This window comes from Pseudomonas sp. ADAK2 TE3594 (assembly GCF_053628675.1).
In genome coordinates this window covers 2,618,410-2,637,126 of sequence record NZ_JBRJGV010000001.1, presented here as the reverse complement: position 1 = coordinate 2,637,126, position 18,717 = coordinate 2,618,410, and the positions used below count along the sequence as shown (strand labels likewise).

Genomic DNA, 18,717 nt, shown 5'->3' with positions numbered 1-18,717 from the left:
GGTCAGTTGCGCGGTGGCGCCTGCAAATCGATCGGCGCGGCATTGTCGGGGCGACCGCGAATCAGTGATTCCGGATGCCGGCCCAGGTAATCCGAGAGCTCACGTAGTGAGCGCGACATGCGTCCGAGTTCGTCCAGGGTTTGAGTCAACTGCTCCCGTTGCGGCGAATCGTCGGCGAGGGTCGAACTGGCCGATTGCAAAGTCTTGCTGACGTCCGCCAGGGTGGTCTGCACACCGGGCAGGGTCCTGGCGTTGAACTGTACGAGGCTCTTGCGCAGTTCGACGAGGTTGCTGTCGAGGTTGCCGGCAATGCGTTCGATTGGCAGCTGGTTGATCTTGTTGACCATGCCCTCCAGTTTTTCCTGCAACTGCTCGAGGCTGCCAGGAATGGTGGGGATGATGACGGGGCGGGCGGTCGGATCGAACACGACTTTCTCGGCTTTGGGGTAGAAATCGAGTGCGATGTAAAGCTGACCGGTCAACAGATTGCCGCTGCGGGCCTGAGCGCGCAGGCCGTTTTCGATGAAACTGCCCATCAGCCGCACGCCAGCGGCTTCGTCATTAGGGTCATGCTTCAAGGCCTCGAGCATTTTGGAGTGAGCCTGACCGAGGCGTTGCGGGTAGATCACGATGCCGACATTGACCGGGAAACTGCGCTTTTTTGCGTCGAAATCCAGAGTGACCGACACAACTTTGCCGAACTCCATGCCGAGGAATTCCACCGGTGCACCGACCTTGAGCCCGCGCAGGGCCTGGTCGAAACGCAAGCCCAGGTACTGCGCCTTGCCGTAGGGGGGCGCGAGGGCGGTTTGCTGATCTTCGAACAGGTCGAAGGCTTTATCCTCGCTGGCGGGCTGATCGTTGGGGCTGTATTCCGGTGCGCGAAATGCGATGCCGCCCACCAACAAGGACGATAAGGACTCGGTACTCACCGCAAAACCATTGGCACCGACGCTCACATCAATACCACTGGCATTCCAGAACCGGGTGTTTTCGGTGACGTAGGCGTCATTGGGCGAATGCACGAAAATTTCGATGTTCACCCCTTTGCCATCCGCATCCAGTGCATAGGCCACCACTTGGCCAACCGGAATCTTGCGATAGTAGATGGGGGAGCCGATGTCCAGCGAGCCCAGGTCCTGGGTGTGCAGCATGAAACGCTTGCCCGGCTCGCCATAGGTAATGGGCGGCGGGTTTTCCAGACCAATGAAGTGTTTGGAACGGGCATGCGCCACGCCGATGTCGGCGCCAATGTAATCGCCTGACAGCAGGGTATCGATGCCCGAGACGCCGCCGGCACCAATACGCGGGCGCACGACCCAGAATTGCGAATCTTCGCGGGTGAAGCTTTCAGCCTGTTTGTCGAGCTGGATCGTGGCGTTGACGCTTTTCTGATCGTTGCTCAGCTTCACTTCCGAGACGTGGCCGATGACCACGTTGCGATACTTGACCTCGGTCTTGTTGGCCGTAAGGCCACTACCGGTCTTGAAGGTGACGTTGATGGTCGGGCCTTCCTGCATCACGCTGTGTATCACCAGGGAGATCCCCACCAGCACCGCAACGATCGGCACAATCCACACCAGCGAAACGCTGAAGCGACGAGTCTTGATACTTGCCTGGCCGGGGTCTTGCGGCCCATCAGTGGCTTGCGACTTCATCCATGACCTCCTCGTTTGGTGGGTTGGACCGCTTGTTATCCCGCCCTTCATCCCGCTCTTTATCCCAGATCAGCCGCGGGTCGAAACTCATGGCAGACAGCATGGTAAACACCACCACTAGACCAAAGAACAGAATACCGAGGCGCGGTTGAATATCGCCCAGGGCCTGGAATTTCACCAGGGCGGCGACCAGCGCGACAACAATCACATCGAGCATCGACCAGTAGCCGATCAGCTCGACGAAACGGTAAAGCTTCGAACGCTCCTTGCGCGCCCAAAGGCTGCCGCGTTGCACCGTGATCAGCAGCAGGGAGAGGGCAACGAACTTGATACCCGGCACCGCGATGCTGGCGATGAAAATGATCAGGGCAATGTCCCACGCACCGTGTGCCCAGAACTCCAGCACACCGCTCATGATGGTGCTGTCGGAGCCGTTGCCGAACAGACTGGTGTTCATCACCGGCAACAGATTGGCCGGGATATAAAACACCAGTGAGGTCAGCAAGTAGGCCCATGTGCGGGTCAACGAGTTGGTTTTACGGGCATGCAGTGGCGCGCCACAGCGTTGGCATTCGTGAGCGTTGTCCGTTATGTCGCAGGCCATGCCGCAGCTATGGCACAGGCACAGGTTGAGTTCGCTGGCGAACGGTGGCCGGTTCATAGGATGTCCCACAGTTCACGGACATCGCGCCCGGCGATGCGAATCAACAGCAGGCTGAGAACGGCCAGGGCAAACAGGCCGATACCGGGTATGACATCCAGCAACCCGGCGAGCTTGAACACTGCGACCATCGCACCCAGCAGACAGACCTCGAGCATGCTCCAGGGCCTGAGGGTTTCCAGCCAGCGCATGCACAGCTTGAAGCCGGGCGAGCGCCGATGCCCGAGGGCGAAGCTCAGGACCCAGATCAGCAACACCAGTTGAAACAGCGGCGCGATGATGATGGATATCGCCGCCACCAGCGCAATAAAGGTGATCGGCCCCTGGCTCAACGCCAATACCGAATCCCACAGCGTCGCACTGTTTTTCAGGCCCTTGAGGCTGATGCTCATGACTGGATAGAAATTGGCGAAAATCCACAACACTGTTGCCGTGAAGGCCAAGGCCAGACGCTGCTCCACCGACAACGCGTTATAACGCTGGAGCACGCCGCCGCAGCAGGTGCACAGGGCTTTTTGATGTTTGGCGAGCGTGACTTTTTCATACACGCAGTCGCAGTGCTCGCAAATGATCAGTTGGTCAGTCGTAGCCATAAGCCGCACTCGCGAGGAGGCAGGAAAGTCAGAGCACTCCCTCAATATAGAAGTGACTTGCGATTGAGCAAATAAAAGACTGATCAAGGATGCACTGGCCCCATCAAGATCAGATGGGCATTTGTGGCGAGGGGACTTGCCCCCGTTGGGTCGCGAAGCGGCCCCACGATTTGCCATCGCATTCCGTCAGGCATACCGCATATAGAATATTGACGACTGCTGCGCAGCCGAACGGGGGGCAAGCCCCCTCGCCACAGGTTTGTGTAAGGTTCTTGTCCCGAACTTCAGCCGAGCAATTCGCGCAGGCGATACCAGAACATGCCGAGGGCCAGCAGCGGTGAACGCAGGACTTTTCCACCAGGAAAGGTCATGTGTGGCACGGCGCTGAAAACATCCAGCCCCTGGCTGTGCCCGGCATGAATCGCTTCGGCCAGCAACCGTGCGCACCAATGGGTCACGTTCAGGCCATGACCGGAGTAACCCTGGGCGTAGAACACGTTCGGGTACTGGCTCAAGCGTCCGGCCTGGGGAAAGCGGTTGGCGGTGATGCCGATCATGCCGCCCCATTGATAATCGATGCGCACGTCCGCCAACTGCGGGAAGACCTTGAGCATTTTGGGCCGCATGTAAGCGCCGATATCCCCCGGATCGCGCCCGGAATAATGACAGGCACCGCCGAACAACAAGCGTCGATCCGCCGAGAGCCGGTAGTAATCGAGGCCGACTTTCTGGTCACACAGCGCCAGGTTCTGCGGGATCAATTGTGCAGCAACCTCAGGTGCCAAAGGTTCGGTAGCGATGATGTAACTGCCTGCCGGTAAAACCTTGCCGCTCAGGTGGGGTTCGAGTTCTTCCAGGTGTGCGTTGCAGGCCAGCACCAGACTACCGGCGCGCACCGTGCCGCCCGCGCAGCGAACCTGAACGGTGCTGCCATGGATCAACTCCAGCACCGGGCTTTGTTCGAATATTCGCACCCCGAGGGATTCGGCAACGCGCGCTTCGCCAAGCACCAGATTCAGCGGATGCAAATGCCCCGAACCCATGTCGATCAGGCCGCCGGCATAAACATCGGAGCCCACCACTTGCTGACGGATTTGCTCGGGGCCGACAAGTCGGGTTTCATGGCGGTAACCCAGTTCGGCGAGGCTTTGCAGTTCTGCCTTGAACTCCTCGAACTGCGCCGGGGTGTTGGCCAACTCGCAGAAACCCCAGCGCAGGTCGCAATCGATCCCATGCTCGCGGATGCGGTTGCCCACCAGTTCCACCGATTCGATGCCTGCACGCTCCAAATAGCGCACGCCGTCCTGACCGACATATCGGGCGAAACCGCTGACGTCATGGCCGATGCCGCGGATCAGCTGCCCGCCGTTACGCCCGCTGGCGCCCCAGCCGATTCGCCGGCCTTCCAGCAGAATCACCGAGAGCCCACGCTGCGCCAGCTCGATCGCGGTGTTGACGCCGGTAAAACCGCCGCCCACCACGCAGACATCGGCCGTGAGGTCGGAACCCAGCACGGGGTAGGGCGCCAGGCTGTTGGCCGACGCGGCGTAATAGGAATGAGCGTGTTCGTTATCGTACTGATTCATTGGTTGGACTTCACTTTGCTCCAGGAGCGGGTCATCAGACGCATGATCGGCTGGGGCGGGGTGGTGGAGATGTAGAGTTTGTCGAGGACTTCCTGAGGAGGATAGACCTCTGGATTATTGACCAGCTCCGGGTCCATGTATTGCTTGGCCGCCGGGTTCGGATTGGCGTAACCCACTGAGGCGCTGACCTTGGCGATCACTTGCGGATCCAGCAGGTTGTTGATGAACGAGAGGGCCTCTTTCGGGTTGCTGGCGTCGGCAGGAATCGCCAACAGGTCGAACCACAGGTTGCTGCCTTCCTTGGGAATCGAGTAGGCGATGTTCACGCCATTCTTTGCTTCCTTGGCGCGGTTCGCCGCCTGGAACACATCGCCCGAATAGCCGAACGCGACGCAAATGTCGCCATTGGCCAGGTCCGACACGTATTTGGACGAATGGAAATAGGTGATGTAAGGCCGGATGGTCATCAGTTTGGCTTCAGCCTTTTTAAAGTCCTCGGGGTTTTCGCTGCGTGGGTCCATGCCCATGTAATTCAGGACCGCCGGGAACACTTCATCCGCCGAATCCATCATCGACACGCCGCACTGACTGAGCTTCTTCAGGTTCTCTGGCTCGAAAAACACCGCCCAGGAATCGATGCGATCGATGCCCAGCACCTGCTTGACCTTGTCGACGTTGTAGCCAATGCCGTTGGTGCCCCACAGGTACGGCACCGAATGCTCATTACCGGGATCGTTTTTTTCCAGCAGGGCCAATAGCTTCGGGTCGAGGTTTTTCCAGTTGGGCAACCGCGAGCGATCCAGTTTGAGGAACGCGCCGGCCTTCACCTGGCGCGCGAGGAAATGGTTGGAGGGCACCACCACGTCATAACCTGTGCGGCCGGCGAGCAGTTTGCCCTCCAGGGTTTCGTTGGAATCGAATACGTCGTAAATCACTTTGGTCCCGGTTTTCGCCTGGAAGTCGGCGAGGGTGGTCTCGCCGATGTAATCGGTCCAGTTGTAGACGCTCACACTTGGCTGAGCCTGCGCAGTGGCGCTGAACAGCAAGGTCAACGCAACCGGAACCGCGGATTTCAATAGACGCATATCGACACCTCTTGGAGTTATTGGATTTTTGTGGGAGCGGGCTTGCCCGCGATAGCGGTCTGTCAGTCAACGATGATGTCGAATGTGCTGGCCTCATCGCGGGCAAGCCCGCTCCCACAGGGGATCAGACGCTGAGCAGCAGGAACTCGCGCTCCCAGGAGCTGATCACGCGCTTGAAGTTCTCGTGCTCCGCACGCTTGACCGCGACGTAACCCCGGACGAATTTGTTCCCCAGATAGCGCTCGATGGTTTCGCACTCTTCCATGCGCGTCAGTGCGTCCTCGATGGTGATCGGCAGGCGCAGATTGCGCCGCTCGTAGGCGCGGCCCTGCACCGCGGCGCTCGGTTCGACCTTTTCGACCATGCCCAGATAACCGCATAACAAGCTCGCGGCAATCGCCAGATAAGGGTTGGCATCGGCACCCGGCAAGCGGTTCTCCACGCGCATGGCGTCCGGGCTGGAGGTCGGCACGCGCAGGCCGACGGTGCGGTTTTCTTCGCCCCATTCAACGTTGACCGGCGCCGAGGTGTCGGGCAGGAAGCGGCGGAACGAATTGACGTTGGGCGCGAACATCGGCAGCACTTTGGGAATGTACTTTTGCAAGCCACCGATGTGGTGCAGGAACAACTCGCTCATCTGCCCGTCTGCATCGGCAAAAATCGGCTGGCCGGTGGCGATGTCCACCACGCTTTGATGGATATGCATCGCGCTGCCGGGTTCGTCACCAATGGGTTTGGCCATGAAGGTTGCGGTGACGTTGTGCTTGAGCGCCGCCTCACGCAGGGTGCGTTTGAACACAGTGATCTGGTCCGCCAGGTCCAGCGCATCGCCGTGACGGAAGTTGATTTCCATCTGCGCCGGGCCGTCTTCGTGGATCAGCGTGTCGAGGTCCAGGCCCTGGAGTTCGCACCAGTCGTAGACGTCTTCAAACAGCGGATCGAACTCGTTGGCGGCGTCGATGGAAAACGACTGACGACCGCTTTCCGCACGGCCGGAGCGTCCCAGTGGCGCCTTGAGCGGCAAGTCCGGGTCTTCGCAGCGCTGGGTCAGGTAGAACTCCATTTCCGGCGCGACAATCGGCTTCCAGCCTTTTTCGGTGTAGAGCTGCAGTACTTTCTTCAGCACGTTGCGTGGCGACAGTTCGATGGGATTGCCGAACTTGTCGAACGTGTCGTGGATCACGATGGCAGTGGGTTCGATGGCCCATGGAATGACGTAAACCGCGTCGGCGACGGGCTTGCAGACCATGTCGATGTCCGCCGGGTCGAGCAGGTCGTAGTAGATGTCGTCGTCGACAAAGTCCCCGGTTACCGTTTGCAACAGCACACTTTCCGGCAGGCGCATGCCTCGCTCATGCAGGAACTTGTTGGTGGGTGCAATCTTGCCGCGAGCAATGCCGGTCAAGTCGCTGACCACACACTCGACCTCGGTAATCTTGTGATCTTTCAGCCACGTGAGCAGCTGATCGAAAGGGACATTCATAAAGACCTCGTTGTTGGTTTTATTGACGCCGGGGAAAGCGGCTTCATCCACCGAACACTTCCCCTGTGGCGCGTTGACGACTATCTTGGGTGAGCCTTGCCGTTCCATCTATCCACTTTAAACAAGCATAAAGCGCACCAAAAGAGTGCGTAAGGCGCCCCATGACAGCGTGCAATTCATTACAGGTTCAAGCGTTCAACACCGCCGACGTGGCCGAGCAAATCCGCGCCACACCGGGTTGGGTGCAACATTATCAGCAGATGTCGCCGGGGCATTTCGCCGGGCGGGTGCGCTATCTGGACTTGCAAGGCGTAGAGATTTACGAGGAACAGATGAACACCCGCGTCGAGCAGAATTTCAGTGCCCCCGAGGGATCGCTGGCGTTCTGTTTCGATCGCAGCGACAACTCGCTGTATGTGTTGAATGGTGAAAGCCGCAACATCTGGATCACCCCGGAGAACTACCAGGAAATCGCCGTGGTGTTCGGTCCGGAATTCGTTCAACGACATGGCCTGGACGTGGCGCGGCTCGAAGGCTTGTTCATGTCGCCGCTCAATTCAGGGCAGAACGCGCTGTTCAGCCGTTGGTTGAGTGGGACGTTGACGCGGCTGACGCAGACGCTGGATCCGCCGAGCAAAGAGGCGTTGACCCAGCAACTGTTGGAGGACTGTTTGTACATCCTCGATAACGCCTGTGTGTGCCTTGATCGCGCAGGCTTGCAGCGTCGGGCGGACGAGCGAACGATCATGAAGCGCGTCGCCGAATGGGCCGCCGATACCCCGGAAGAAACCCTCAATTTACTGGAGTTGTCCCGGGTGGCCGGGGTTTCGCTGCGTCAGCTGCAGCATGCGTTCAAGGCGTATACCGGGATGACACCCACGCATTGGTTGCGCTTGCGTCGGCTCAACAGCGCGCGCCGCGAATTGCTCAGGCGAACGGCCGGGGAAACGACGGTCGCGCAAGTGGCGATGGATTGGTCGTTCTGGCATTTAGGACGGTTTTCCAGCAGTTATCGAGCGTTGTTCCAGGAACTCCCCAGCCAAACACTGGCCCGCAAACACAGTGAACCTTGTCGGAGATCATCATGAGTCGGTTATCGTCTTTTAGCCTGTGTGTCGTCATGTCGATGGTCTATTCGCAGGTTCAGGCCGAAACGGTCGTGCCCTTGAAAGGGCAGAGCTCGCAACAAGTCCAGCTGGATATCAATGATTGCAGCAACGTCACGGACAACCAGAGCACCTCAAGCCCGCCAGCCTCGGAGGGTGCTGCGGTGGACGCTACGCAGGTACCAGGACGTCAACATGACGAGTTTTATGAGCAGGTCGAGGGGGATGTGAAACAGCACTATCAAGGTTGCCTGCAAGGGCGGGGTTATCAGGTCACTCCGTGAGCTGGGTGACACGTGGACTGCGCTGCCGCCGATCAAGCAGATGGACCATCAGCAAGGCATAGAGCGTGAGGGCAATAAACAATCCCATGCGCACGACGAAGGCGGTATAGACGTCTTTTCCGGCGAGGCTGTCCTGAACCGATTGACCCAGCAGGATGATCAACGTGATCAGGCTGTTCAGCCAGAACCCCGGGGTTTGTCGGGTCGGGCTCAGGGCATAGAGCTTGCGCGCCAACAGCAAGCCGAACAGGAGCATCCACAGAAAGAACATCCACAGGTGCACAAACAGGCTGAGCGCGCACCAGAACCCAATAGCCAACAGCCCCCCCATGAAGGTCGAACCGAGCAGCTCATGCGCAGCGTTGCGCGCCGTTGTCGTCGAGCTCTGCTGGCCAAGACTGACCGCTTTCAAAATGATCGGCAGATAGCTCGCCGGGTCGATCAGGGCCAACAGGAACGCCGGTATGACAATCAGGGTCGCACGCAGTGCAACCCTGCCCACTTCTTGCGCCGGCAGAGCGCTGGCGGCGGGTGGGGAGGGCGCATTGGCCGGGTCGGGAAACAACCAGTGACTGACCGTCACGACGAGGACGGCGAGGATCAAGCCCTTGACCAAGGCGCCGATGACCATGATCGCCAGATCGAACTCGGCGACGCCGGCCGAAGAAATCATGGTCAGGCCAATGATCAGAAAGGTCATGATCAAGGTGTTGCCGCCGCGCAGGCCAAAACCAAAAGCCAGGAACAGACTGACTCCGATCAGCAGCACGCCGGTAATCGGGTAATAACGCAGGATTGGAATCAACAATAGGCCGACGCCGGTGGTTAACATCGCAGCCAGTGCGAGAATCAATCCGGCCTTGAATGGCAGCGGCCGATTGAGGGAAGCCAACAGCAACACGGCCAGCACCGGCGCGAGAAAAGGGATCGGCAAGCCCAGGCCGAAGCTGGCCGCCAGGCACAGCGCCGTGCCTGTGCCTAGACGCAACGCCCGTTGAACACGAGGCGTGCGCTGAGAAGGCACGCCCTTAGTAGGCATAGCTCAGCCAGCTCATCAGCCCCACAAACAAACGGCCGAGCAGGTTCAGCGGATTGCCTTGGGTAGGGAATGCCATGACTTCCGCCTGTCCACCGGCACGGATGGCGCGATTGTCGAACAGCGTTTTCCTTGAGTCTTCCGAAAACTCGATGATCACCGGAAAACGCTGGGCCGGACGCAACCAGTCACGACTGTTCTGCACACTGGGGAGGCTGCCGGGCGCAGCGGGCTGACCGACGCTGACACCGTAGCCGACACTGCGCACGCGGCCCTCGAAAACCTTCCCCGGCATGGCATCCAGAACGATCGAGACAGGGGTGTCGACCTCGACCAGGCCGAGGTTGTTTTCGGTCATGTCCGCGCTGATCCATACATCGTGGATGGCAATCAGGGTCATGACCGGGCTGCCGGCAGTGGCGAACTGTCCGACATCGGTGCGCAGATCGGTGATCAGTCCCGCCGACCGTGCGCGAATCTGTGTGTTGGACAAGTCCAGTTCGGCTTTTGACAACGCCGTGGCGGCGCTACGCAACAGCGCGTTGTCTTCTTCGCTGCCGCCTTCCTGCTCCCGTGCCCGCTGGACTTCGGCACGGGCTGCGGCGACCTGGCTGACGGCCTGTTCACGGCTGGCCCGAGAAACCTCCAGCAGGCGCACGGAAATGGTGCCAGGGTCTTCGCGGTACAAACCTTCAAGACGTTGATTGTCCTGCCGCGCCTTGAGTTCATTGGCCTGGGCCGCGCGCAAATTGGCTTGCGCGGAGGCAATGCCGGCGGTGCTGGCACCGATCTGCCGGCGTGTCGATTCCAGGTCTGCGCGTGCGCGGTCGACGGCTATTTGATAGGGCTGCTGATCCACTTCAAACAGCACATCGCCCGCTTTGACGTCCTGATTGTTGCGCACATTTACACGAATCACCCGACCGGCCACTTCGGAGGCCACCGGAATGACAAAAGCGCCCACCCGAGCCTGTTGCGTATAGGGCGTGAAACGGTCAGCCAACAAGTACCAGGCCAGGCTCAGGATGATCAGCAGTATCACCCATTTGATGCCTTTTTTTGCAGGATCGGCAGCAGGCTCGGGCGCCTTGGGGGAGGGCGCCTCAGTGGCGGGCGGCGAGGGTTCAGTCATCGGCTTTGACCTTCTGGCACTGGATAGGATGCTTGCGAAGGGGCCGGCTCATTCAGCAGGTTGCCCCAGTCGGTGCGTTGTTCCATTTGCTGGCGAGTGCTTTGATCGACTGTCGGCCGCGCGCTGTACCACCCACCGCCAAGAGCTTTGTACAGCGCGATCAGGTTGCTCACCGCATTGCTGCGGCTGAGCAGGTAATTGTCCTGCTGTTCGAGCAATGCGCGTTGAGCATCCAGCACGCGCTGGAAGTCCGAATACCCTTCGCGGTATTGGGTACTGGCCAGGCTCAACGAACGCTTGGCAGCGACTTGCGCCTCACCCAGGATGCGCTCGCGTTCCAGTGATTTGATCAGGCTGCTGGCGGCGTCATCGGCCTCCCGTGCAGCCTGACGGACTTTGTCGCGGTAAACCTCAATCAGCTGCTGCAACCGCGCATCTTGTACACGCACGTTGTTGCTGATCTGGCCGTGGTCAAACAGGTTCCAGCGCAAACTGGGGCCGCCGATCAGGTCCAGGCTGTTGGAGGTGCCGCTCAACGTGTCGGTGGTCCAGACGATGCTGCCCAGCAGGGTCAGCGACGGATAGAAGTCGGTTTCCGCCACACCGATCAGCGCCGACTGGGCGGCGACATTGAGTTCGGCGGCGCGCACGTCCGGGCGACGCAACAACAGGCTGGCCGGCACGTCTTGCAGCACGGCTCGGTCCACCAGCGGGATCAGTCCCTCGTTTTCGAGCAATTGGGGCAGGGCGCTGGGCGGCCGGCCGATCAGCACGGCCAACGCGTTGCGGGTGCGCAGTACTTGCGCCTCAAGATCCGGAATGCTGCTCAAGGTGCCCAGGTATTGGGTCTTGGCTTGTTGCAAATCGAGTTCGGCGCTCTGGCCACTGTTGAACAGTTTTTCGGTGATCTCAAAGTTGCGCTTTTGCTGCTCGGCGTTTTCTCGGGCGACGCGTAAACGCGCTTCGGTGGTGCGCAACGAGAAGTAGGTGTCGGCCACCTGAGCTCGCAGCAGTACGAGTGCGTCTTCATAGTTGGCTTGAGCCGCGAAGTAACTGGCATCGGACGACTCGATGGCGCGACTGAAACGCCCCCAGAAGTCCAGCTCCCAACCGACGTCAAAGCCCGCGCTGTGTTGCCAGAAGTGGCTGTCTTGCGGGTTGTTGCCGCCAGACTGGTTGCGGTTGAAGTACAGACTGTCGGCGCTGGCCTGTTGCAGTTGCGGATAGCGCCCGCTTTGCGCAATACCCAACCGGGCACGGGCTTCCATAACGCGAAGGCCGGCGATTTTCAGGTCTGAATTGTGCGCATCCGACTCGGCGATCAGCGCGTCGAGGACCGGGTCGGCGAACACTTGCCACCACTGGCGAAGATCAGGATCCAGGCGTCGTTGGCTGGCCTGTTCAAGCGCAGGACTGCTCCAGAGTTTTGTCCATGCTTCGCCGGGGGCCTGGAAATCCGGCCCCAGACGGACACAGCCGCCAAGGCCGAGGGTGCATAGCAGAAGCAGCCGACCCGAGCGCGTCAGCATCGCTGCACTACAAACAGATCACGGGAAAACCTCATCCGAGCGTCCCCAAGTATTGAGTGCCTACACAAATCCTGTAGGAGCAAGCGGTGCGGCGATCCGACTTGCCCGCGAAGAACATTGACGCGTAATACCTGAAAAACCGCGGTGCATTCTTCGCGGGCAAGCCTCGCTCCTACAGGCATTAAGGCTTGAGCCGGTTTGCTTAGGTTAGTACAGCCCGAAAAAACACAAGGTCATGTTGGACAATCGTGGAGCCGACTAACTGCTACGCTTCTGAAAGTTATTCATTCGGGCTAAAACGAAGGGTACGAAGACCATGAGCAACCCTCAGGATGACAATGCACCTGGTTCCGCTGGTTGGCGCTTTAAACTGGGCATCGCGATTATCTGTTTGATGCTGGGATCCTGGCTGATGGTGCCTATCGCTGCCGCAGTGGATGTGCCCGGCTCAAAGATCGCGGCACTGACAGGCGTTTTGTTTATCAGTAACAAGGTTCTGTTAATTCTGGTCATTGCCATTATGGGCAAATCCGGCTTTCAGCAGCTCAAGCGCAGCATGTTCGGTTACGTCTCCACACTGGCACCGGCAGACGTGGAAGTAGGCCCGGCTCGCCATAGAATTGGCCTTGTGATGTTTTGCCTGCCGCTGATCTCGGGATTCCTCGAACCTTACATAGATACTCTCTGGCCGGGGTTGAGACCCAATATCTGGCAGCTCCAGGCGCTGGGCGATGCCATGTTGATCGGCAGCTTTTTTGTGCTGGGCGGGAATTTCTGGGACAAGGTACGCGCGTTGTTTATTCGCACGGCACGTGTCGTTAACACGAGTGCGGTGTGAATCGCCTCTAGCGCGAAATGATCCCGTGATCGATCGCGTACTTTACGAGGGCTGCGGGTTTGTCGATGTTGAGCTTGCGACGGATGCTCAGGCGATGGGTTTCTACAGTGCGGACACTGATGTCCAGTTCGCGAGCCATTTCCTTGTTGTTCAGCCCCTGAGCCATCTTGTACAGCACCTGGCTTTCGCGCGGAGTCAGCTCGTTGTCGGTACTTTTATCGGCGATGAGCCGCTGTGCGATTTCGGCACTGTAGAACGTCCCGCCGCTGACAATGGCTTCGATCGCCGCAATGATTTCCCGTGAAGGCGCATTCTTCAGCACATAACCGCTGGCACCCGAGCGAACCGATTCACTGACGTATTCATAGTTGTCGTACATGCTCAGCACCAACACCTTGAGCGACGGGTATTGGCTGCGTAACAACCGCGTCAGCTCGAGGCCGTTGATGTCCTTCAGGCTGATGTCGACCAGCAACAGATCCGGCTGGCAGCGCCCGACCATCTCGATGGCATCGACGCCATTCTCGGCTTCTCCCACCACTTCCAGCTGCGCCATGACCGCCAGCAGCGATTTGATCCCGTCGCGGACCAGGGAGTGATCGTCGACCAGGGCGACGCGAATCGGGTAGGGCAGGTTCATCGCAGGCATTCACTCTAATTGTTATGGGGTGAGTCAGCGTTCTGTACCGGGCAGTTTCATCGGCAGCAGCACGTCCAGCTCACTTCTTCCCGGCATCGAGGTCAGGTCGAATCGACCGCCAAAATGCTCGACACGTTCACGGATGTTGCGCAGGCCAATGCCTGCGTGACGACGTTCGACCTGGGCGACGTTGAAACCGATACCGTCATCGACCACCGTCAACTGTACGGACTTTTCAGAGCCGTGCAGGGTAATGATGACGTTTTTTGCCTGTGCGTGGCGTTCGATATTGGTCAGGGCTTCTTGCACGATGCGAAACAACGAGACGGCAGCGCCATCGACCAGGTGACAGTCGAATTCGTTATCGTTGAAGGTCACGACAAGACCGCTGCGTTGCTCGAACTCTGCGGCGAGCTGACCGATCGCCGCCGGCAGGCCGAGGGTGTCGAGCAGCGACGAACGCAGGTCATGAGAGAGGCTGCGAACTTCGCCAATCGCGTCTCCGAGGCGCTGCGTGGCGTCTCTTAAAATGCCCAATCCCTTGTCTTGTCCGTTCTCCAGCACATGGCTGGCCAGTTCGAACTGAAACTTGATCGACACCAGTAGCTGGCTGATGCCGTCGTGCAGCTCTCGGGAAACCCGTGACCGTTCTTCCTCCTGCAAGCTGACGATGCGTTGGGTCAGGCGCTGGAGTTTCTTGTCGGCCAGGCGATGTTCGCTGACGTTCAGCGTCATGCCGCTGGCGAAGACAAACAGCACTGCCACAAGGGCCACCGCGGCAATCGCCAGCATGGTTTTGCGGATGCCCTGAGCCACCTCAGCACGTGCTTGTTGGGTGGCGCGTTCGACGTCTTCAAGGTAGATGCCGGTGCCGAGCATCCAGCCCCAATGGTCGAGCATCACCACGTAGGCGAGCTTGTCGGTCACTTGGCCGGAAGAGGGTTTGTTCCAGGCGTAACGTTGAAAACCTTCGCCCGATTGCGCACTTTTGAGCAACGCCTGGATCACTGGCAGGCCGTGAGGGTCGGTCATGTTCCACAGGTATTTGCCCACCAGCTCAGACTGGCGCGCGTGCATCAGACTGCGCCCCTCGCGGTCGTAGACGAAGAAGTAGCCATTGATGCCAAAGCTGAGCTTACGCAGTTCTTCGAGCACTTGTTGCTGTGCGCGCTCATCACCCCGACCGTCGTCGTACAGCGGCGCGATCAGGCTCTGCGCCATTTCGACGTAGTTTTTCAGTTCTGCGCGCTTGCTGGCCAGAATGCTGTCTTCGATCAGTTGCGCCTGTTGATCACCCAGTTGGCGGTTCAGGGAAATCACCAGCGCGCAGATGACCGCGATCGCCAGCACCAGCGGCAGAATCCCGAGCGCGACGATTTTGTGTTTGAGCTGCATCTCTACTCCTGGCCAGACCGAGGGAAGGCGAAGGCCCGGCATCATATGCCAAAGATACGCGCCTCCAGTAGCGGTGCTGGACAGAATGACCTGCGGCTGTGATGAAACGCAGAACCTGTGGGAGCGGGCTTGCCCGCGATAGCGGTCTGTCAGTCAACGGTTGATGTTGAATGTACTGGCCTCATCGCGGGCAAGCCCGCTCCCACAGGTTTTGTATTTCAACTGAGAGATCAGTGGTCTCTACGTAGAACTACGTAGACACCGCGTACGTAGTAACGCGGATTTATTTGTCGACAGCATGGGCGGATATTGGGCCCGCTCCGCACTGCGGACACAATTATAATAATTACCGCCGCAGCTACTGGCTGTTGGCAGGAGACACGCTATGCCCCGTCTGGCTAAACACCTCGCCTGGTTTGCCGTGGCTGTCCTGGGAGCGTTTGCGCTAAGTGTCGTGGCCCTGCGCCGCGGCGAAGCCATCAACGCCCTCTGGATCGTAGTCGCAGCAGTCGCTATTTATCTCGTCGCATACCGCTATTACAGCCTGTTCATCGCCACCAAGGTGATGCAGCTCGATCCCAATCGAGCCACCCCCGCCGTGCTCAACAACGATGGTCTGGACTATGTGCCGACCAACAAACACGTACTCTTCGGACACCACTTCGCAGCCATCGCCGGCGCGGGCCCACTGGTCGGTCCGGTATTGGCGGCGCAGATGGGCTACCTGCCCGGTACGCTGTGGCTGATTGCCGGCGTGGTGCTGGCCGGTGCGGTTCAGGACTTCATGGTCCTGTTCATGTCCACTCGCCGTAACGGCCGTTCCCTGGGCGACATGGTCCGTGAAGAAATGGGCCGCATCCCCGGGACCATCGCGCTGTTTGGCTGCTTCCTGATCATGATCATCATCCTCGCGGTGCTGGCGCTGATCGTGGTCAAGGCCCTGGCCGAAAGCCCGTGGGGCATCTTTACCGTGATGGCGACCATCCCGATCGCGATGTTCATGGGCATTTACATGCGCTACATCCGCCCGGGTCGCATCGGTGAAATCTCGGTGATCGGCGTGGCGTTGCTGCTGGGTTCGATCTGGCTGGGCGGGCAGATTGCCGCTGACCCGGTCTGGGCCAAAGCCTTTACCTTCACCGGACTGCAGATCACCTGGATGCTGATCGGCTACGGTTTCGTCGCGGCGGTACTGCCGGTGTGGCTGATTCTGGCACCGCGTGACTACCTGTCCACCTTCCTCAAGATCGGCACTATCGTTGCGCTGGCGATCGGCATTCTGATCACCATGCCCGATCTGAAAATGCCGGCATTGACCCAGTTCATCGACGGCACCGGGCCGGTGTGGAAGGGTGGGTTGTTCCCGTTCCTGTTCATCACCATTGCCTGTGGCGCGGTGTCCGGTTTCCACGCACTGATTGCTTCCGGCACCACGCCGAAGTTGCTCGCCAGTGAAGGCCATGCCCGTTACATCGGTTACGGCGGCATGCTGATGGAATCCTTCGTGGCGATCATGGCCATGGTTGCCGCCTCGGTGATCGAGCCAGGCGTGTACTTCGCCATGAACAGCCCCGCAGCCCTTGTAGGCTCCGATGCTGTTTCGGTGGCTCAGACCGTCAGCAGCTGGGGTTTTGCAATTACCCCGGAAGCCCTGCAAGCGGTGGCCAAGGACATCGGTGAAACCACCATCCTGGCCCGTGCCGGCGGTGCGCCAACCCTGGCGGTTGGTATCGCGCAGATCCTGCACCACGTGCTGCCGGGTGAAAACACCATGGCGTTCTGGTATCACTTCGCGATTCTGTTCGAAGCGCTGTTCATCCTGACCGCGGTCGACGCCGGTACCCGTGCCGGACGTTTCATGCTGCAGGACTTGCTCGGCTCCTTCGTGCCAGCGTTGAAACGCACGGAATCCTGGACCGCCAACCTGATTGCCACCGCTGGTTGCGTGGCAATGTGGGGTTACCTGCTGTATCAAGGCGTGATCGACCCATTGGGCGGGATCAATACTTTGTGGCCGCTGTTCGGTATCTCCAACCAGATGCTGGCCGGGATCGCGTTGATGCTGGCAACCGTGGTGCTGATCAAAATGAAACGCCAACGCTATGTGTGGGTGACCATGCTGCCCGCCGTTTGGCTGCTGATCTGCACCACCACCGCAGGCTTCATCAAACTGTTCGACGCCAACCCGGCGATCGGTTTCCTCGCGCTGGCGAAGAAATACAGCGATGCCCTGGCCAACGGTCAGGTCCTGGCGCCGGCCAAAAGCATCGAGCAGATGCAGCACGTGATCTACAACGCCTACACCAATGCAACGCTGACCGTGCTGTTTTTGCTCGTGGTGTTCAGCATCCTGTTCTTTGCACTCAAGGTCGGTATCGCCGCCTGGGGCACCAAGGAACGTACGGATAAAGAAGCGCCATTCCAGGCGCTGCCGGATGCTTGATGGAGGAGGGTGCTCATGTTCAATGACCTGAGTCGCCTGGGTAAATACCTCGGTCAGGCCGCGCGCCTGATGGTCGGCATGCCCGACTACGACAACTACGTCGAGCATATGCAAACCGAACACCCGGACAAACCGGTGATGAGCTACGAGATGTTCTTTCGGGAACGTCAGGAGGCTCGTTACGGTGGCAAGGCGGGACCGAAGTGTTGTTGATGCGAAACATTTAACCAGCATTTTGCTTTAGGAGCCCGGCCTGCCGGCGATAGCGATCTTCGAGACGCTACCGTTGGCAGGCCGGGCTTTTTTGTTTTTCAGGCTTGTCTCTACGGTATCGCATAGACCTTGAACAGCTTTTTGTCCGTGTCGGTAATGCCTTCCAGGTGGGTGCCGTATGCCTGTTCGATCTCACCCGATCGATACATTTCACTCAGCACGGTGTCGACCAGCAAACGGAAATCTTCATCGTCTCGATCCACCGCCATTGCAGTCGGCGAGTACTCAAAAACTCGATCCAGCAGGACCAGATTTCCTGCGGAATGGTTATTGGCGAGGAGATTTTTCAGCATCATGCGCTCGGCGAAGAAGGCATCGGCTTTGCCTTCGGCGACCAATTTGAGGCCTGCTTCAGTGTTCTCGACTGTGACCAGGGTTGCCACCACACCGAGTAATCGCATTTTTTGACGGATCCATGACTCGGTGACTCCGCCAGTGGTGGCGGCATAGGTTTGGTTGGACAGCCCATGGTTGAGGGTCGCACGCCAGGTCGGTCCGGTATGGGCTACTTTGCCGTTTAGTACATTGAGCAACGCCTCAGGTGCTTCCTGGCGCACCACTGCCGAAAGGCCGGCCGTGTAGATCGGAGCCGAGAAACTCACATACTTGCGTCTCGCCAATGTGGGTGGCGTTGGCGTACAGAGGATGTCGATCTCGCCCGAGCTCACAGCACTCATCTGGTCGTTGATGGAGACGGGGCGGTAACGTACCTGCAACGCGGGCAAACCCAGCTCGGTCTTGATTTTGTCGGCGACCTTCAGACAAAGCTCGATCGCATAACCGCTGGCTTTGTCGCCGTCCTGGACGCTAAAAGGTGCGAAGTCCGGCAGGTAACCGAGGGTGAAGGTATTGCTCGCCCGCACGCGTTCAAGGGTACTGGCACCGGCCAGTACCGGCGCCATTGTGAGCAGGCAGACGAACAGCAAGTTAGTGGCTTTGGTCAGTTGTACGTTCATATCCTGGCGCCCCGCATTC

At 59.1% G+C, this 18,717-nt stretch carries 17 protein-coding genes; 5 read left to right on the top strand and 12 right to left on the bottom strand.

Features of this window, described 5'->3' with window-relative positions:
• Positions 1-2 precede the first annotated feature (2 nt).
• The 6 genes from AB7M22_RS11925 to AB7M22_RS11900 form a co-directional block, all read right to left on the bottom strand.
• Entirely contained in the window at positions 3-1,658 is a 1,656-nt protein-coding gene (locus AB7M22_RS11925) for a PqiB family protein (RefSeq protein WP_454186430.1), read from the bottom strand.
• Positions 1,639-2,319: a paraquat-inducible protein A gene (locus tag AB7M22_RS11920; RefSeq protein ID WP_454186429.1), complete on the bottom strand. Its 681-nt coding sequence runs from the start codon at positions 2,317-2,319 to the stop codon at positions 1,639-1,641. The genes AB7M22_RS11925 and AB7M22_RS11920 overlap by 20 nt, the downstream gene beginning before the upstream one ends.
• Positions 2,316-2,912, bottom strand: a complete 597-nt coding sequence (locus AB7M22_RS11915; RefSeq protein ID WP_007900269.1) for a paraquat-inducible protein A — start codon at positions 2,910-2,912, stop codon at positions 2,316-2,318. Before AB7M22_RS11915 ends, AB7M22_RS11920 begins: the two co-directional genes overlap by 4 nt.
• 284 nt (positions 2,913-3,196) lie before the next feature.
• Entirely contained in the window at positions 3,197-4,498 is a 1,302-nt protein-coding gene (locus tag AB7M22_RS11910) for an NAD(P)/FAD-dependent oxidoreductase (RefSeq protein ID WP_454186428.1), read from the bottom strand.
• Positions 4,495-5,583 carry a polyamine ABC transporter substrate-binding protein gene (locus AB7M22_RS11905; protein WP_454186427.1) on the bottom strand — a complete coding sequence of 363 codons (1,089 nt, stop codon included), beginning with the start codon at positions 5,581-5,583 and terminating at the stop codon, positions 4,495-4,497. The genes AB7M22_RS11910 and AB7M22_RS11905 overlap by 4 nt, the downstream gene beginning before the upstream one ends.
• A 124-nt stretch (positions 5,584-5,707) precedes the next feature.
• On the bottom strand, positions 5,708-7,066 hold the full coding sequence (locus tag AB7M22_RS11900) for a glutamine synthetase family protein (protein ID WP_454186426.1): 1,359 nt from the start codon (positions 7,064-7,066) through the stop codon (positions 5,708-5,710).
• A gap of 161 nt (positions 7,067-7,227) precedes the next feature.
• On the opposite strand from AB7M22_RS11900, the gene AB7M22_RS11895 reads away from it, so the two are divergent.
• Both AB7M22_RS11895 and AB7M22_RS11890 read left to right on the top strand, forming a co-directional pair.
• Entirely contained in the window at positions 7,228-8,154 is a 927-nt protein-coding gene (locus AB7M22_RS11895) for a helix-turn-helix domain-containing protein (RefSeq protein ID WP_454186425.1), read from the top strand.
• The gene (locus AB7M22_RS11890) at positions 8,151-8,456 is read left to right on the top strand and encodes a hypothetical protein (RefSeq protein WP_454186424.1); all 306 of its coding nucleotides are present in this window, start codon (positions 8,151-8,153) and stop codon (positions 8,454-8,456) included. Before AB7M22_RS11895 ends, AB7M22_RS11890 begins: the two co-directional genes overlap by 4 nt.
• Here the strand turns inward: AB7M22_RS11890 and AB7M22_RS11885 are convergent.
• From AB7M22_RS11885 to AB7M22_RS11875, 3 genes are read right to left on the bottom strand one after another with little or no spacing between them, the layout of a single operon-like run.
• The gene (locus tag AB7M22_RS11885) at positions 8,446-9,495 is read right to left on the bottom strand and encodes a DUF2955 domain-containing protein (RefSeq protein ID WP_454186423.1); all 1,050 of its coding nucleotides are present in this window, start codon (positions 9,493-9,495) and stop codon (positions 8,446-8,448) included. The two genes, AB7M22_RS11890 and AB7M22_RS11885, sit on opposite strands and share 11 nt — an antisense overlap.
• A complete protein-coding gene (locus tag AB7M22_RS11880; protein ID WP_454186422.1) occupies positions 9,485-10,624 on the bottom strand; it encodes an HlyD family secretion protein in 1,140 nt (379 codons plus the stop codon). The genes AB7M22_RS11885 and AB7M22_RS11880 overlap by 11 nt, the downstream gene beginning before the upstream one ends.
• Positions 10,621-12,153 (bottom strand): efflux transporter outer membrane subunit, encoded by a 1,533-nt coding sequence (locus AB7M22_RS11875; RefSeq protein ID WP_454186421.1) that lies wholly within the window; start codon positions 12,151-12,153, stop codon positions 10,621-10,623. The genes AB7M22_RS11880 and AB7M22_RS11875 overlap by 4 nt, the downstream gene beginning before the upstream one ends.
• 316 nt (positions 12,154-12,469) lie before the next feature.
• Between AB7M22_RS11875 and AB7M22_RS11870 the strand changes: the two genes are divergently transcribed.
• Positions 12,470-12,991: a transporter suffix domain-containing protein gene (locus AB7M22_RS11870; protein ID WP_454186420.1), complete on the top strand. Its 522-nt coding sequence runs from the start codon at positions 12,470-12,472 to the stop codon at positions 12,989-12,991.
• Between the two features lie 7 nt (positions 12,992-12,998).
• Here AB7M22_RS11870 and AB7M22_RS11865 read toward each other — a convergent pair whose 3' ends face one another.
• Positions 12,999-13,631, bottom strand: a complete 633-nt coding sequence (locus tag AB7M22_RS11865; RefSeq protein ID WP_008015035.1) for a response regulator — start codon at positions 13,629-13,631, stop codon at positions 12,999-13,001.
• Positions 13,632-13,664: 33 nt separating this feature from the next.
• Positions 13,665-15,026 (bottom strand): cache domain-containing protein, encoded by a 1,362-nt coding sequence (locus tag AB7M22_RS11860; RefSeq protein WP_454186419.1) that lies wholly within the window; start codon positions 15,024-15,026, stop codon positions 13,665-13,667.
• Between the two features lie 385 nt (positions 15,027-15,411).
• On the opposite strand from AB7M22_RS11860, the gene AB7M22_RS11855 reads away from it, so the two are divergent.
• Both AB7M22_RS11855 and AB7M22_RS11850 read left to right on the top strand, forming a co-directional pair.
• Positions 15,412-17,469 carry a carbon starvation CstA family protein gene (locus AB7M22_RS11855; RefSeq protein ID WP_367375618.1) on the top strand — a complete coding sequence of 686 codons (2,058 nt, stop codon included), beginning with the start codon at positions 15,412-15,414 and terminating at the stop codon, positions 17,467-17,469.
• Between the two features lie 15 nt (positions 17,470-17,484).
• Entirely contained in the window at positions 17,485-17,682 is a 198-nt protein-coding gene (locus tag AB7M22_RS11850; RefSeq protein WP_007938220.1) for a YbdD/YjiX family protein, read from the top strand.
• A gap of 110 nt (positions 17,683-17,792) precedes the next feature.
• On the opposite strand, the gene AB7M22_RS11845 is transcribed toward AB7M22_RS11850, so the two are convergent.
• On the bottom strand, positions 17,793-18,698 hold the full coding sequence (locus tag AB7M22_RS11845) for an amino acid ABC transporter substrate-binding protein (RefSeq protein WP_454186418.1): 906 nt from the start codon (positions 18,696-18,698) through the stop codon (positions 17,793-17,795).
• Positions 18,699-18,717: the final 19 nt, after the last annotated feature.

What these genes read in the sequence shown, in the direction of transcription:
- AB7M22_RS11900 (WP_454186426.1), bottom strand. Translation starts at nt 7,066, where the DNA reads ATGAATGTCCCTTTCGATCAGCTGCTCACGTGGCTGAAAGATCACAAG.
- AB7M22_RS11895 (WP_454186425.1), top strand. Translation starts at nt 7,228, where the DNA reads ATGACAGCGTGCAATTCATTACAGGTTCAAGCGTTCAACACCGCCGAC.
- AB7M22_RS11905 (WP_454186427.1), bottom strand. Translation starts at nt 5,583, where the DNA reads ATGCGTCTATTGAAATCCGCGGTTCCGGTTGCGTTGACCTTGCTGTTC.
- AB7M22_RS11885 (WP_454186423.1), bottom strand. Translation starts at nt 9,495, where the DNA reads ATGCCTACTAAGGGCGTGCCTTCTCAGCGCACGCCTCGTGTTCAACGG.
- AB7M22_RS11875 (WP_454186421.1), bottom strand. Translation starts at nt 12,153, where the DNA reads ATGCTGACGCGCTCGGGTCGGCTGCTTCTGCTATGCACCCTCGGCCTT.
- AB7M22_RS11855 (WP_367375618.1), top strand. Translation starts at nt 15,412, where the DNA reads ATGCCCCGTCTGGCTAAACACCTCGCCTGGTTTGCCGTGGCTGTCCTG.
- AB7M22_RS11845 (WP_454186418.1), bottom strand. Translation starts at nt 18,698, where the DNA reads ATGAACGTACAACTGACCAAAGCCACTAACTTGCTGTTCGTCTGCCTG.
- AB7M22_RS11870 (WP_454186420.1), top strand. Translation starts at nt 12,470, where the DNA reads ATGAGCAACCCTCAGGATGACAATGCACCTGGTTCCGCTGGTTGGCGC.
- AB7M22_RS11850 (WP_007938220.1), top strand. Translation starts at nt 17,485, where the DNA reads ATGTTCAATGACCTGAGTCGCCTGGGTAAATACCTCGGTCAGGCCGCG.
- AB7M22_RS11880 (WP_454186422.1), bottom strand. Translation starts at nt 10,624, where the DNA reads ATGACTGAACCCTCGCCGCCCGCCACTGAGGCGCCCTCCCCCAAGGCG.
- AB7M22_RS11860 (WP_454186419.1), bottom strand. Translation starts at nt 15,026, where the DNA reads ATGCAGCTCAAACACAAAATCGTCGCGCTCGGGATTCTGCCGCTGGTG.
- AB7M22_RS11920 (WP_454186429.1), bottom strand. Translation starts at nt 2,319, where the DNA reads ATGAACCGGCCACCGTTCGCCAGCGAACTCAACCTGTGCCTGTGCCAT.
- AB7M22_RS11865 (WP_008015035.1), bottom strand. Translation starts at nt 13,631, where the DNA reads ATGAACCTGCCCTACCCGATTCGCGTCGCCCTGGTCGACGATCACTCC.
- AB7M22_RS11925 (WP_454186430.1), bottom strand. Translation starts at nt 1,658, where the DNA reads ATGAAGTCGCAAGCCACTGATGGGCCGCAAGACCCCGGCCAGGCAAGT.
- AB7M22_RS11915 (WP_007900269.1), bottom strand. Translation starts at nt 2,912, where the DNA reads ATGGCTACGACTGACCAACTGATCATTTGCGAGCACTGCGACTGCGTG.
- AB7M22_RS11910 (WP_454186428.1), bottom strand. Translation starts at nt 4,498, where the DNA reads ATGAATCAGTACGATAACGAACACGCTCATTCCTATTACGCCGCGTCG.
- AB7M22_RS11890 (WP_454186424.1), top strand. Translation starts at nt 8,151, where the DNA reads ATGAGTCGGTTATCGTCTTTTAGCCTGTGTGTCGTCATGTCGATGGTC.